Genomic DNA, 14,025 nt, shown 5'->3' with positions numbered 1-14,025 from the left:
TTGTAACTAAAAATAGAATTATATTGGTTGCATGCATCAGGCAAATAACCATAACGAAAATAACGCCCGCAACCGAATTCGCAAGTTTAAATTTTAAAAGTTTGGAGTGGATATTATGAGCAGTAAAGAGCGCATGTTTAGCCCATTTACTTTACCCAATGGAACCGCATTAAAAAACCGTTTGCTGATGGCGCCGATGACAACCTGTACCGGCTACTTTGACGGCACCGTCACCAGCGAACTGGTGGAATACTACCGCGCCCGAGCGGGCAGCATCGGCACAATCGTGGTGGAATGCTGCTTTATCGACGATCTCGGCCTCGCCTTCCCTGGCGCAATCGGCATCGACAACGACGAGAAAATTGCCGGGCTGGCGAAAATCGCCGCCGCCATCAAGGCCGAAGGCTCCCGCGCCGTGCTGCAGATTTACCACGGTGGGCGCATGGTCGAACCTAAGCTTATCGGTGGCCGCACGCCGGTTGCGCCAAGCGCGCTGGCGGCCCCGCGTGACGGCGCGGCAACCCCCGCCGCGTTAACCACGCAGGAAGTGGCGGACATGGTGGTGAAATTTGGTGAAGGCGTGCGCCGCGCGATTCAGGCGGGCTTCGACGGCGTGGAGATCCACGGTGCCAACACCTACCTGATTCAGCAGTTCTACTCCCCGAACTCCAACCAGCGCGACGACGAATGGGGCGGCAGCCGCGATAACCGCGCGAAATTCCCGCTCGCCGTGCTGGATATCACCCATCAGATGGTGCGCCAGTACGCGGATGACTCCTTTATTATCGGCTACCGCTTCTCGCCGGAAGAGCTGGAAGTGCCCGGCATCCGCTTCGACGACACCATGTATCTGCTGGAAAAACTGGCCGCGCGCGGCCTGGACTACCTGCACTTCTCGCTGGGCTACGCGCTGCGTCCGTCCATCGTGGAAACCGACGATCCCACGCCGCTTATCAGCAAATACTGCGAGCTGCGTTCCGAAACCCTGGCGCAGATCCCGGTGATGGGCGTGGGCGGTATCGTTAACGAAGCCGACGCCGCCGCGGCGTTGGAGCACGGCTACGATCTGATTGCCGTCGGCCGCGCCTGCATCGCTTACCCGGACTGGGCCGAACGCATTGCCAACGGCGAAGCGCTGGAGCTGTTTATGGACAGCACCAAACGCGAAGAGCTGACCATCCCGGAACCGCTGTGGCGCTTCTCGCTGGTGGAGGCGATGATCCGCGATATGAGCATGAACGTCGGCAAATTTAAGCCGGGCGTGTTCGAAGAAACCGTGCACGACGACGTTAACGAGCTGACGATCAACGTCAGCCTCGAAACCGATCGCATTGCCGAGATTGAACTGGCATCCGGCCCGCAGGGCGACGTGGAGTTCACCACCAACTTCGAAGAGATCCGCACCCGCATCCTGACCGCCAATTCGCCGTTCGTGGACGCGATTTCCGGCGCGACCTCCCAGAGCGAGGCGGTGAAAAAAGCCGTTTCCAAAGCGATGGTGAAATCCAGCAAGCAGCAGGCCTTTGAGGAAAGCGGCGGCCAGGCCGTGACGAAAAGCTATGACGTGGTTGTGGTCGGCAGCGGCGGCGCGGGCCTTGCGGCGGCGATTCAGGCGTGTGACGAAGGCGCGAGCGTGCTGATCGTTGAGAAAATGCCGTCCATCGGCGGTAATACCGTCAAGGCTTCCGCCGGGATGAACGCTGCCGAAACCCGCTTCCAGCGCGTGAAGGGCATCCACGACAGCAAAGAGCTGTTCTATGCCGAAACCCTGAAGGGCGGCTACAACAAGAATAACCCCGAGCTGCTGCACCGCTTCGTGGAAAACGCGCCGCTGGCGATTGAGTGGCTGGCGGATCGCGGCATCATGCTGAACGATATCACCACCACCGGCGGCATGAGCATCGACCGTACCCACCGTCCGCGTGACGGATCGGCGGTTGGCGGCTACCTGATTAGCGGCCTGCTGCGCAACATCAACAAGCGCAACATCGACGTGATGATGGACACCGCGGTGACCGAAATCCTCTTCGAGCAGGGCGCGGTAAGCGGCGTGCAGCTGCTGACAGAAGAGAAAGAAGCCCTGACCATCCACGCGAAGAGCGTCGTGATGGCGACCGGCGGCTTTAGCGCCAACAGCCAGATGGTGGTGAAATACCGCCCGGATCTGGAAGGCTTCGTCACCACCAACCACAGGGGAGCAACCGGCGGCGGCATCGCGCTGCTGGAGAAAATCGGCGCGGGCACCGTGGACATGGGCGAAATTCAGATCCACCCGACCGTAGAGCAGACCACCTCCTACCTGATTTCCGAATCCATTCGCGGCGGCGGTGCGATTCTGGTGAACCAGCAGGGCGCGCGCTTCTACAATGAGATGGATACCCGCGACAAGGTTTCCGCGCAGATCATCGCCCTGCCGGAAAAATATGCCTATATCGTGTTTGATGAAAACGTCCGCGCTAAAAACAAGGCCGCCGACGAATACATCGCCAAGGGCTTTGTCGTGAGCGCCGCAGGCCCGCGCGAGCTGTCGGAAAAGCTGGGGATGGATTATCACACCTTCCTCGCCACGCTTGAACGCTACAACGGCGCGGTCGAGAAGCAGTTCGACGAGGAGTTTGGCCGTAAGACCGCGTTGCGTAACCCGATCAAAGACGGGCCGTTCCACGCGATCCGCATCGCGCCGGGGGTGCACCACACCATGGGCGGCGTGACCATTAACGCGCAGACCGAAGTGTTGGATAAACAGCAGCAGGTGATTCCGGGCGCGTATGCCGCAGGGGAAGTGGCAGGCGGCGTTCACGGCGGTAACCGCATCGGCGGCAACGCGGTAGCGGATATTATCCTGTTCGGCACGCTGGCGGGCAGCCAGGCGGCGAGCTGGGCGAAACGGTAGTTTATGTGATAGCGTCGGGTGGCGGCTCACGCCTTACCCGACCTACATTTTGCACATTTGCGTTATGGTTGGTTTTGTCGGTCGGGTGGCGGCTCACGCCTTATCCGACGTACGTTTTGCACATTTGCGTTATGGTTGGTTTACCGGTCGGGTGGCGGCTCACGCCTTACCCGACCTACGTTTTGCACATTTGCGTTATGGTTGGTTTTATCGGTCGGGTGGCGGCTCACGCCTTACCCGACGTACGTTTTGCACATTTGCGTTATGGTTGGTTTTGTCGGTCGGGTGGCGCTGCGCTTACCCGAACTGCTGGAATGGGTTTGTAGGTCGGGTAAGCGTGAGCGCCACCCGACAAAAGCCACCCGATAAACACGACCCGCCAAACGCCACCCGACGCATCCAAAAAGGGGCCGCCATGCCGCAAACCGCACGCGTTTACAGCTATTCCGCCGTATTAATGGGCTCCCCCATTCTCCTCAAGCTCTTCGAGCACAACGAGGCGCTCGCCGCCGACGCGTTTCGCCTGATCAAACAATATGAAGACCTGCTGACCGTCAACCGCGCGGCCTCCGAGGTGATGGATATTAACCACGCCGCCGGGCGCAATCCCGTGGCGGTAAGCCGCCCGGTGTTCGAACTCGTTAAATGCGCCAAAGCCGCCAGCACGGTGCCCGGCAGCGCCTTCAATCTTGCCATCGGCCCGCTGGTGAAACGCTGGCGCATCGGCTTTAAGGGCGACAGCGTGCCGCCCGCCGAGGAGATTGCCGCTTTGCTGCCGCGCACGCGCCCGGAAAACGTCGTTCTGGATAGCGACGCCGGAACGGTGTTCCTCACGCAGCCGGGCATGGAAATCGATCTCGGGGCCATCGCCAAAGGCTATATCGCCGACCGGGTGCGCGACTTCTTAGCGCGCCGCGGCGTGCAGCAGGGGCTGATTAACCTCGGCGGCAACGTGCAGACGCTCGGCTCGCCGGAGGGCGGCTGGTCAATCGGCCTGAAAAAGCCGTTTGCCGCCGCCGACGCGCTGATTGGCTCCATTGAGGTGGCGAACAAATCGGTGGTGACGTCGGGCGTGTACGAGCGCTTCTTCGAGCAGGACGGCAGGCGCTATCACCATATCCTCGACCCGCGCACGGGCTACCCGCTGGACAACGAGCTCGACAGCGTAACGATCGTTTCCACCGACTCCATCGACGGCGATATCTGGACCACGCTTGCCTACGGGATGGGCGTTGAGAAGGGCTGCCGGGCGCTGCGAAACCGCCCCGACATCGAGGCGATTTTTGTCACTAAGGGCGGGGAGGTGGTGCTGTCGTCCGCAGACCTGTTCCGCTTTACGCTGCTGGACGACGGCTACCGGCTGGTTACTGGCAGTACTGCTTGAGCAGGCCAATCTGCTCCGCCTGCAGCCGATAGCGATAAACCGGGCGGCCGGTCATGCCGTAATGAATGCTGGTGAACAGAATGCTGACCTGGGCCAGCCAGATCAGGTATTTACGGCAGGACACGCGGGAAATATTTACCGCAGCGGCCAGCTCGTCGGTAGAAAATTCCTCCGCCGGGTGGGCGTCAATCCACAGGCAAATGGTGCGCAGCGTCTGCGGGGTCAGCCCCTTCGGCAGGCGTTTGGCGTCCGCTACCGCAGGCGCGCCGCCGTGCATCAGCCGGTCTACGTCGGCCTGCTCGTAGTATTTATGGGTGCCCATCAGGTCTTTCTTTTCGCGCCAGCCGGTCAACGCCTCTTCAAAGCGCGGGAACTGGAAGGGTTTGATCAGATAGTCCACCACGCCGTAGTGCAGCGATTTCTGAATGGTTGCCGCATCGGAGGCGGAAGAGATGACGATCACGTCGATCGATTTTCCGGCTTCGCGCAGGGAAGGGAGCAGATCCAGCCCGTTGTCCTGCTGCATGTAAACATCGAGCAAAATAAGATCGATGGTCAACGCCGGATCGCTAATCATCGCCCGCGCCTGAGCGAGGTTAGACGCGCTGCCAATGCAGGTGAAGCCCGGGATTTGGGTGACGTAAGCCCGGTTCAGTTCGGCAACCATCGCATCGTCGTCAACAATTAATACATTTATCACGCACTCTTCCTTTCACTATCCCAGGGTAGCTGAACATAAAATTGGGTAAACACGCCCGGCTCGGACTCTACCGCGATGCTGCCGCCGAGGCTTTCAAGCTGCTGCTTCGCGAGGAATAGCCCGACGCCGCGCTGTTCGCCTTTCGTGGAGTAGCCTTTCTCAAAAATAGCCTGAATATGCTCAGGCGCAATGCCGGGGCCGTCGTCGCTGACCTCAACAATCAGCCTGTCCTGCTCGTAATGCAGCAGCACGTCGATTTCGCCGTCCTTCTGGTCGGCCATCGCGTCGAGCGCGTTTTCGATGAGATTGCCGAGCACGGTGATAAGCACGGTGACCTGCTGCTCGTTCGGATTGTCCGGCACCAGGCAGTCGTCGGCGAGCGTTAGCATCTGCCCGCTTTCCCTTGCGCGGTTGATTTTGCTGAGCAGGAAGCCCGCGACCACCGGCGATTTGATTTTGCTTTGCAGCGCGCCGATCTCTTCCTGGTAGCTGTCGGCGGTTTGCAGAATATAATCCTCGAGCTTGTCGTAGCGCTTCATGTGCAGCAGGCCGAGGATAACGTGCAGCTTGTTCATAAATTCGTGCGAGCGTTCGCGCAGCGCGTCGACGTAGTTCACCATGCCGTCCATGCGCTGCATCAGCTGGCTGATTTCCGTTTTGTCGCGGAAGGTGCTGATCGCGCCGATTATCCTGTCACCGCTGCGGATCGGCACCGCGTTGCACAGCACCAGCCGCCCGTAGCTGATGATTTCTTTATCGTGAACCGCCACGCCGGTGCGCAGAACTTCGCACAGATTGGCGACCAGCGGCCCTGGGGCGACGCCTTTGCCCGCCATAAAGTCGCTCGGCGAGAGCAGCATTTTGCGCGCGGCGTGGTTGATTAGCGTCACGCGCCCGTCGCGGTCAACGGCGATCACGCCTTCCTTCATGGATTGCAGCATCGCCTGGCGCTGCTCGAACAGCGCGGAGATCTCGTAGGGTTCCAGGCCGAACAGGATGCGCTTGAGCACGCGCACCAGCGCCCAGGTGCCCAGGCTGCCGACCAGCGCGCTGAACAGCAGCGTCCACAGGGCGCTCCAGCGCGCGCGGTTGATTTGCTGCTCGACTTTACTGAGCGTGATGCCGATGGCGACCACGCCAATCTGGCGGTGGTTCCCGTCGTAAACCGGGGTGAAGACGCGCAGCGCTTCGGCCAGCACGCCGTGGTTAACCGAGACATTTTCATTGCCCTGCAGCGCGGGGAGCAGGTCATCGCCGATAAAGCGCGAGCCGATGGTGCCCGCGTTCGGGTGCGAGTAGCGGATGCCGTTCATGTCGGTGACCACCACAAACAGCAGGTCGTTGCGCTCGCGCACGCTTTCAGCCAGCGGCTGAATGATTGTTTTTTCGGAAGGCTGCTCGAGGCCCTCTCTCACCAGCGGCGATGAAGCGAGCGTGCGGGCTACGGCCAGCGCCGTTTCTTTTACGCCATCGCGCGTCGCCTTGCTGATCTGCACGAAATAGAGCGCGAAAACCACCAGCAGGACGGAGCCAATCACGCCGCACAGCATCAGCGTGACGGAGGTGCTCAGTTTCATGGGGCGTTTATTCGCCGCCGGGTGTTGTTGTGCGTCGCTCACCGTACTCCCGCCAAATTAGGGCAAACGGTGATTATCGCCGATGGGGCGGGGTTTTGAAAGGCGGGTAGTGGGGGAGTTTTAGGTCGGATAAGCGCAGCGCCATCCGACAATTTAGGATGGTCGCTGATGGAGATGTAGGTCGGATAAGCGCAGCGCCATCCGACATTTTGCGATGGTTGCTGATGGATCTGTAGGTCGGATAAGCGCAGCGCCATCCGACAATTTAGGATGGTCGCTGATGGAGCTGTAGGTCGGATAAGCGCAGCGCCATCCGACAATTTGCGATGATTGCTGATGGAGCTGTAGGTCGGATAAGCACAGCGCCATCCGACATTTTCGCCAGCCCTCAGCCCCTCACCAAGGCTACCAGCAGCGGGATCTGCGAAAGCAGGTAAAGCACCAGGCCAATGGTGCCGCCGACCAGCGTGCCGTTGATGCGAATGAACTGCAGGTCTTTACCGATGTTCAGCTCGATCTGCTGCGACATATCGCGCGCGTCCCAGCTTTTTACCGTATCGCTGATGTGCTTCGTCAGGAAGGCCGCGAACTCCGGCGCGACTTTGCTGACCGCCTGCTCAAGATGTTCGTTGAGCGAGGCGCGCAGCGCGCCATCGTTAACCAGCGTTTCGCCAAACCACTGTCCCGCTTCGGCAATGCGCTGCCTGATGCGCGAATCCTCGCTGTTCATGTCGTCCTTCAGCCAGCGTCGCAGGTCGCCCCACAGCTCGCTCAGGTAGCGGTTAAAGGCCTCGTCCTCTTTGAGATAGCTTTTGATGCTATCGGCTTTCTCCGCCATTTCAGGGTCGCTTTTCAGCCTGTCGATGAGTTTGACCATGGCGCGGTCAAAGGCGAGGCGCAGCTGGTGGCCCTGGTCCTCGCTCACGTCGTCAAGCAGCGAGTTCACGGCGCTGGCGACCATATCCGCGCTGTGCTCGCCCAGCCATTCGGTGGGCAGCACCCGTGATTTGCGCGGATGCTCGGTTTCCAGCCAGTGTACGATCTGGCGGGCGATAAACTCCCGCGTGCTGTCGCGGTTAAGCAGCGCCAGCAGCTGGGCAATCATCGAGTCGAGCAGCACCTGGTGGCGGTTATTTTTGGTCATGCTCTCCAGCATCAGGGCGCTGGTGCGGGTGAGATCCACCTTGTCGATGGCCTTGTGCACCGCGCGCCGCAGCAGCCCCTGAATCCTTGAATCGTCCGTCATATCCAGAAAGCCGCTCATGATTTGCAGCAGGTGCTGGCCGACGCGCTGGGCGTTGTCCGGCTTGCTGAACCACACGCCTATCATCTGCGCCGGTTCGTGGCGACGGATCAGGGCGATGAGCGACTGGGTGTCGAGGAATTTTTCCTGCACGAAATGACCGAGGTTTTCGCCGATGCGGTCTTTATTGCGCGGGATAATCGCCGTGTGGCGCGCGATAAACGGGATGGGCACGCGGCGAAACAGCGCCACCACCGCGAACCAGTCGGCAAGCGCGCCGACCATTGCCGCTTCGGCAATCGCCTTTAGCCCGCTCACCCAAAAACTCGGCGGTAAGAAGAGGGTCGTCACAAAAACTGCCGCAGCAATCAGCAACAAAGAAAGCGCCAGGCGCTTGGTTCGTTTTAATTCAGCTAATTTTTCCATGGCTTAAGCATAGAACCGGCTGGAAAGAATCGGAAGCGGATATTTCTCTTAAATGTCCATAGATTTTTCCATGCCCTGTAAATCCTGCATTTTTTATATTTATTGGAAATGTAATGGTGTTTATTTGAATTTTTTGAATAGTTTGTGAAATTTTAATAGATAATAATATACATCTGAAATTGGTTGTGACTTATATAATGTTTCGTGGATGTTTGAAAAGCGAATGATATATTTATTCTTTAAAAGTCTTTTTTAATACATTTTGGTTTTTTATCAAGAGTGTTTAATTAATGGGGTTCATGTTCTCAGGTATTTGTCTGTTAAAGAAAGCAAGCCTGTTTTAGATGTGTTCGGATTCGGACTTTTTAAGAAAAGTTAATTGTCCATTAAGGTTTTTTAATCTCATAATTCGGCCGCTTATATAACTTTGTGTATGGGCGAAATGCATTTTGTATTGATGGAACAACATAAGATTATATCCCTGAGGAGGGATGACAAATGCACTCTTGGAAAAGCAAACTCGTATTATCACAATTAGCATTAGCCTGCTCTATGGCCATCGCTTCTCAGGCTTCAGCAGCAGATATCTCCAACAAATCGTTTGATACTTTTTACTATGATGCAACGGGTGGCGCGCAGTATCAGGGCTATGCCGGTTGGAATAACTACGGTACGGACAGCATTTACAATGGCAACATTTATCCAGTTATAAATAACTCAAGCGTAAATGGCGTTATTTCCACTTATTATCTGGATAACGGCGTTGCGACCAATACGAATCCGAATGCCTTAACGATTAGCAACAGCAATATCCACGGCATGATCACCTCCGAGTGCATGACCACCGACTGCACGGCACGCACCACCGACGGTTATGTCTACGACCGCCTGGCCTTGACCGTTGATAATTCAACCATCGATGATGATTTTGAGCATTTTAATTATTACAGCGCGAACGGTGATGGCACTTATAACACCACGACCTTAGACACCTTTGGCCTGGGCACCGCAATCACCCTCGATCAAGAGTCTGATATCGTTATCCAGAATAACTCCCACGTTGCGGGTATTACTCTGGCGCAAGGCTACGAGTGGGAAGATCATAACGACGTAAGCTTTACCGACGGCGCTAACAGCGCTGAAGTTTTTAATAACACCCTTACCGTTAAAGATTCCGTCGTTACTTCCGGCTCTTTGAGCGATCAGGGGACCAGTGGATTCTACGGCCACACGGGTAAAGCCAGCGACTACGACAACAGCTACACCGCGGATGACGTTGCGTTGGCGGTTGTTGCCAACTCTGCGGCTGACAATGCGATGCAGACTGCGGCGACCTTCGATAACTCTACGCTTTCCGGCGATGTGGTTTTCGTCAGTACCTTTGATGAGAATTTTGGTGGCTACAACCGCACCACCGTTGACGCGAACGGCATGAGCACGACCACTCACGTTAACGCCTGGGATCTCAACGCCGATGGCGTGCTGGATTCAAACGGCTGGGATGGTACTGACCGCCTGGATCTGACCCTGAACAACGGCAGCAAATGGGTGGGTGCGGCTGTCTCCGATGTGGAAGCTACCGCTGAGCTGTACAGCGTAAATGCGAACAGCATCTGGCCAGGTTCCGTGTATGGGATTGATGACCAGCACAGCGCCTATAACGAAGCCAGCCATGTTTCTGGCAACGCTGTATACCAGAGCGGTATCTTCAACGTTGCGCTCAATAACGGCTCTGAGTGGGATACCCGCAAAGAGTCGAATATCGACGCGCTGACCGTTAATAATGCCTCACAGGTCAACGTTGAAAACTCAAGCCTGCTGGCTGACAGCATCGCGCTTACCAACAGCTCTTCAATGAACATCGGTGATTCCGGCTCCGTTGCGACCAACGCGCTGAACGTTGATAGCTACAGCAAGGTTAACCTGACCGAAGAAACCGCAGAGCTTTACGCCAACACCATCACCGTTTCTAACCGCGGTGAACTGGCGCTGGGCATGGGGCAGGTTGACGCTGATAACGTCGTATTGACCGATGGCGGCGTGCTGAATGTTGCTAGCCGCGATTATGTTCTGAATTCAGACCTCAACAACGGTCGCTATGTCACGAACGATATTCATCAGGCTGCCTATGACTACGGTGTTGTCGCGCTGAACTCCGACGGCCATCTGGCGGTGACCGGCGATGTGGCGGGTAACTACAAAGTTCGTATTGATAATGCCACCGGCGCAGGTTCCGTTGCGGATTACAAAAACAACGAAATCGTGCGTGTTTACGACAACAATGCTAACACCCAGGCGGCTTTCACCGCGGCAAACCGTGCGGACCTGGGTGCTTACACCTATGAAGCACAGCAGCAGGGCGACACCGTTGTACTGAAGCAAGATAACCTGACCGACTACGCTAACATGGCGCTGAGCATTCCTTCCGCGAACGCCAATATCTGGAATCTGGAGCAGGACGCGCTGGCAACTCGCCTGGCAAACGGTCGTCATACGCCAGCGGGTGATACCGGCGGTGCGTGGGTGACTTATCTTGGCGGCGGCTTCTCCGGCGACAACGGTACGATAAATTACGATCAGGATGTGAATGGCATCATGGTCGGCCTGGATAAGCAGATCGACGGCAACTATGCGAAATGGACGCTCGGTGCGGCGGCAGGCTTTGCTAAAGGCGATATCAGCGACAACAGCGGCAGCGTCGATCAGGACAGCCAGTCTGCGCGCATTTACTCGTCAGCGCGTTTCCAGAACAATGTCTTCCTGGATTCAACCCTGAGCTACAGCCATTACAGCAACGATCTGACCGCGACCATGAGCAACGGCGATGCGGTTAGCGGTGACGTTTCTTCTGATGCATGGGGTCTTGGTGTTAAAATGGGCTACGACTGGCTGATTAACCAGCAGGCTTATCTGACGCCGTATGCCTCTATTTCCGGCCTGTTCCAGGACGGTGATAGCTATAAGCTGAGCAACAGCATGAAGGTCGGCAGCCAGTCTTACGATAGCATGCGTTACGAAGTGGGTATGGACGCGGGTTACACCATGAACTTCGGTGACCAGGCGATGACGCCGTACTTTAAACTGGCCTATGTTTACGACGACGCCAGCAATAGCGCTGATGTGAATGGCGATGACATCGACAACGGTGTTAAAGGTTCCGCCGTGCGCGTTGGTTTAGGCGGTCAGTTCGACTTCGCTAAAAACTTTGGTGCCTATGCAGATACCAATTATCTGGGCGGCGGTGACGTCGATCAGGATTGGTCTGCTAACGTGGGTGTTAAATACATCTGGTAATAAAGACGCGTTAGCCACGGCGCGAGCCGTGGCTTTTACTTCGCTGAAATAAACCAACCTGAACCAATGCCCGTCTGGGAAAGATGGGCATTTTATTGATAACGGCAATGGAGTGGCCAGTAATGTTAATGAAGCCATTACCACAATTGGAACAATTGCGGGATTGTTTATCGGCTTTTGGTAAGGCGTTTACCGTACCGCAGGGATATGAACTCAATACTTCACGGTTTAACAGCGAGCCAACTATTTGGTTTCTGAATAGCGGGAGCGTTTTTTTATATCGTCAGGAAGATGATTTACTCATCGACGTCATTAACTCCCCCTGGATATTGGGCATCGTCAGCATTCTCTATCCGCAAAAATATTACTACACCATCGTGACTAACACCCCATGCCAAGGATTTTCCCTCAGCTTAGAAAAGGCCAGAGAGTTAATTAACAGCCATCAGCTTTGGGAATCTTTATCGATATGGCTTTCTTATATCGTTCGCAGTCTGGAGCTGCGGGATATGCGCTTTGTAGGCGCCAGCTGTTACTCGCAGATAAGAACAACTCTTTTGACGATGGAGCAATGGAACCCGGGAATGCGTGAGAAGATTGGCGTGATTAGCTTTATTCAAAAGAAAACGAAAATCTCTCGCTCGGTCATTGCGGAAATGCTCTCCGCTTTGCGCAAAGGCGGGTATATCGAAATGAATAAAGGCAAACTCGTCAGCGTGAACCGGCTCCCGCAACAATATTAATACGGCAGGCTTAAACGCCAAGCCCGCCGCTGTAGAACTATGAGGTTGGAATGAGCTGTGGCTGGCCGTAACCGCTTAATTCCGTCACCAGATCGTTCACCCCGTCGCTCATATTAACGAAGCGCGTGAGCGGCGAACGGGTGATCACCACGAAGACCCCGACGTTAGACTGCGGAACCATCGCCATGTAGGTGATAAAGCCGCCGCCACCGCCGGTTTTCTGCACGATGCCCGGCCGGCCGTTCTTCGGTGCCATATAGACCCAGCCCATGCCCAGCGCGTCCGCCTTGCCCGGCACGTCCATGCCGATCACCTTGTGAAGCTGGTGGCGCTGATAAATCAGGGTTTGCATGCGGTCGGCCTGATTGTTGCGCTTGTGGAAGTCGGAGCTCAGGAACTGCTGCATCCAGCGCATCATGTCGTCGGGCGTCGAATAAACTCCGCCGCTGCCGACGGCGGCCAGCGTGTTGTCACACGGGCTTGCGCCTTTTTCCGCCACCATCAGGCGTTTGCACTGGTCCGGCGAAGGGGTGAAGGTGGTGTCCTTCATGCCAAGCGGACGGGCGATTTGCTCATCGAACAGCGCGGCGTAGGGCTTGCCCGCTGCGCGGGAAAGGGCATCGGCGAGCAGGTCGAACGCCAGGTTGGAATACGAAGCGATAGAACCCGGCGCGGCTTTCAGGGTAGCGGTCGAAAGCCAGTTCCAGCGCTGGTTGTACGTCGGCCAGGTGAAGACGGTACGGTGCGCCGCGCCGCCAGGCTGTTCGCGGGGCAGGGCGCTGGTATGGGTCGCCAGATTCACCAAAGTAATAGGTTGGCCATTAAATGTCGGCACGCGGGAGCCGGCTGGGGCGTATTTGCTCAGCGGATCGTTAAGCTTTACCTTGCCCTGATCGAGCATTTTTACCAGCATTTCGCTGGTCATCAGCTTGGTCAGCGAGGCGATGCGGATCACCGAATCCAGCTGCGGACGCACGTTATTACCGGGGCGCGTTTCACCGAAGCTGTGGAAGACGCGCTGGTTGCCGTCAATCACCACCATCGCCATGCCCGTAGCGCCGCTGCCATAGAAAATATGGTTGGCGTAGCGCTCGGCAATTTCTGAGGCGAAAACGGGGTCGGGAGAGGTTTGGGCAAAACCTAAAATGGGCAGCACGGCAAGGGCTAGCGCGGCGATGCGCGGGAGTCGAATTTTCAACGCGAGTAATCCATTTAACAAAGTGGGGCGAGATTCACCGTATTTATACTACTCTCTGGCGCTGCGCAAACGGGGAAATGCAGGATTGTGAGAAGAAAAAGCGTAACGCGGCATTACGAAGCTTATTTAAGGCCAGGCGCACGCCGAACGTGCGCCTGAACGTTAGTTCGTTTTTTGGGTATCCTGCTGCTCTACGTCGTCTTTGGTATCGCCTTGCTTGAGCATTTTATCGTCGTTTTTATGCTCTTTTTTCATTTCGTGGGCCGACTTGCAGTCCGTTTTTGCCTGACCTTCGGTCGCACGGCAGTCGTCGATAATATGGCCCGGATTGTTCAGCTGCTCTTTTTCAGCCTGCATGGTAGAGGTGCTGTTGGCCGGGTTCTGCGCCATCGCGCCTGCGGCTGCGAAAAGGAAAGTGCCCGAGAGTAAAGCCAGAGTGATTTTTTTCATCTTTTGGGTTCCTGTTATGTGTAGGGAGGCACTCTAAGTATTAGCTGAAAAATCCGAAATCATAACTTTTATTGTTTGTTTTATGAGCGATTAAGCAGGTATAAAAGGCGCTTCTTA

Annotated in this window: 9 protein-coding genes; 4 read left to right on the top strand and 5 right to left on the bottom strand. The window is 56.3% G+C overall.

Features of this window, described 5'->3' with window-relative positions:
• The first annotated feature begins 115 nt into the window (after window positions 1-115).
• Both ACSPHG_RS18775 and ACSPHG_RS18770 read left to right on the top strand, forming a co-directional pair.
• Window positions 116-2,893 (top strand): flavocytochrome c, encoded by a 2,778-nt coding sequence (locus ACSPHG_RS18775; RefSeq protein WP_435954987.1) that lies wholly within the window; start codon window positions 116-118, stop codon window positions 2,891-2,893.
• A 415-nt stretch (window positions 2,894-3,308) separates the two neighbouring features.
• Window positions 3,309-4,277: an FAD:protein FMN transferase gene (locus tag ACSPHG_RS18770; protein ID WP_435954986.1), complete on the top strand. Its 969-nt coding sequence runs from the start codon at window positions 3,309-3,311 to the stop codon at window positions 4,275-4,277.
• Here the strand turns inward: ACSPHG_RS18770 and dcuR are convergent.
• The 3 genes from dcuR to ACSPHG_RS18755 form a co-directional block, all read right to left on the bottom strand.
• Entirely contained in the window at window positions 4,258-4,977 is a 720-nt protein-coding gene (gene dcuR / locus ACSPHG_RS18765) for a two-component system response regulator DcuR (RefSeq protein ID WP_435954985.1), read from the bottom strand. The two genes, ACSPHG_RS18770 and dcuR, sit on opposite strands and share 20 nt — an antisense overlap.
• Window positions 4,974-6,596: a sensor histidine kinase gene (locus tag ACSPHG_RS18760; RefSeq protein WP_435954984.1), complete on the bottom strand. Its 1,623-nt coding sequence runs from the start codon at window positions 6,594-6,596 to the stop codon at window positions 4,974-4,976. The genes dcuR and ACSPHG_RS18760 overlap by 4 nt, the downstream gene beginning before the upstream one ends.
• A 346-nt stretch (window positions 6,597-6,942) precedes the next feature.
• The gene (locus tag ACSPHG_RS18755) at window positions 6,943-8,223 is read right to left on the bottom strand and encodes a DUF445 domain-containing protein (protein WP_435954983.1); all 1,281 of its coding nucleotides are present in this window, start codon (window positions 8,221-8,223) and stop codon (window positions 6,943-6,945) included.
• Between the two features lie 498 nt (window positions 8,224-8,721).
• Between ACSPHG_RS18755 and ACSPHG_RS18750 the strand changes: the two genes are divergently transcribed.
• Both ACSPHG_RS18750 and ACSPHG_RS18745 read left to right on the top strand, forming a co-directional pair.
• A complete protein-coding gene (locus ACSPHG_RS18750) occupies window positions 8,722-11,517 on the top strand; it encodes an autotransporter YaiT-related protein (RefSeq protein ID WP_435954982.1) in 2,796 nt (931 codons plus the stop codon).
• 122 nt (window positions 11,518-11,639) lie between these two features.
• Window positions 11,640-12,260: a helix-turn-helix domain-containing protein gene (locus ACSPHG_RS18745; RefSeq protein WP_435954981.1), complete on the top strand. Its 621-nt coding sequence runs from the start codon at window positions 11,640-11,642 to the stop codon at window positions 12,258-12,260.
• A 37-nt stretch (window positions 12,261-12,297) separates the two neighbouring features.
• On the opposite strand, the gene ampH is transcribed toward ACSPHG_RS18745, so the two are convergent.
• Window positions 12,298-13,458 carry a D-alanyl-D-alanine-carboxypeptidase/endopeptidase AmpH gene (ampH, locus tag ACSPHG_RS18740; protein ID WP_435954980.1) on the bottom strand — a complete coding sequence of 387 codons (1,161 nt, stop codon included), beginning with the start codon at window positions 13,456-13,458 and terminating at the stop codon, window positions 12,298-12,300.
• Between the two features lie 162 nt (window positions 13,459-13,620).
• A complete protein-coding gene (locus ACSPHG_RS18735; RefSeq protein WP_435954979.1) occupies window positions 13,621-13,908 on the bottom strand; it encodes a hypothetical protein in 288 nt (95 codons plus the stop codon).
• Window positions 13,909-14,025: the final 117 nt, after the last annotated feature.

The sequence above is a fragment of the Dryocola baronae genome (assembly GCF_051297175.1).
Classification (GTDB): domain Bacteria; phylum Pseudomonadota; class Gammaproteobacteria; order Enterobacterales; family Enterobacteriaceae; genus Dryocola.
Note: the sequence above shows the minus strand (reverse complement) of the source record. Positions and strands in the feature narration are given on the sequence as shown.

Bases quoted from the DNA above. Each gene is read 5' to 3' on its own strand.
- ACSPHG_RS18770 (WP_435954986.1), top strand. From the start codon at position 3,309: ATGCCGCAAACCGCACGCGTTTACAGCTATTCCGCCGTATTAATGGGC.
- ACSPHG_RS18755 (WP_435954983.1), bottom strand. From the start codon at position 8,223: ATGGAAAAATTAGCTGAATTAAAACGAACCAAGCGCCTGGCGCTTTCT.
- ACSPHG_RS18750 (WP_435954982.1), top strand. From the start codon at position 8,722: ATGCACTCTTGGAAAAGCAAACTCGTATTATCACAATTAGCATTAGCC.
- ACSPHG_RS18745 (WP_435954981.1), top strand. From the start codon at position 11,640: ATGTTAATGAAGCCATTACCACAATTGGAACAATTGCGGGATTGTTTA.
- ACSPHG_RS18735 (WP_435954979.1), bottom strand. From the start codon at position 13,908: ATGAAAAAAATCACTCTGGCTTTACTCTCGGGCACTTTCCTTTTCGCA.
- ACSPHG_RS18775 (WP_435954987.1), top strand. From the start codon at position 116: ATGAGCAGTAAAGAGCGCATGTTTAGCCCATTTACTTTACCCAATGGA.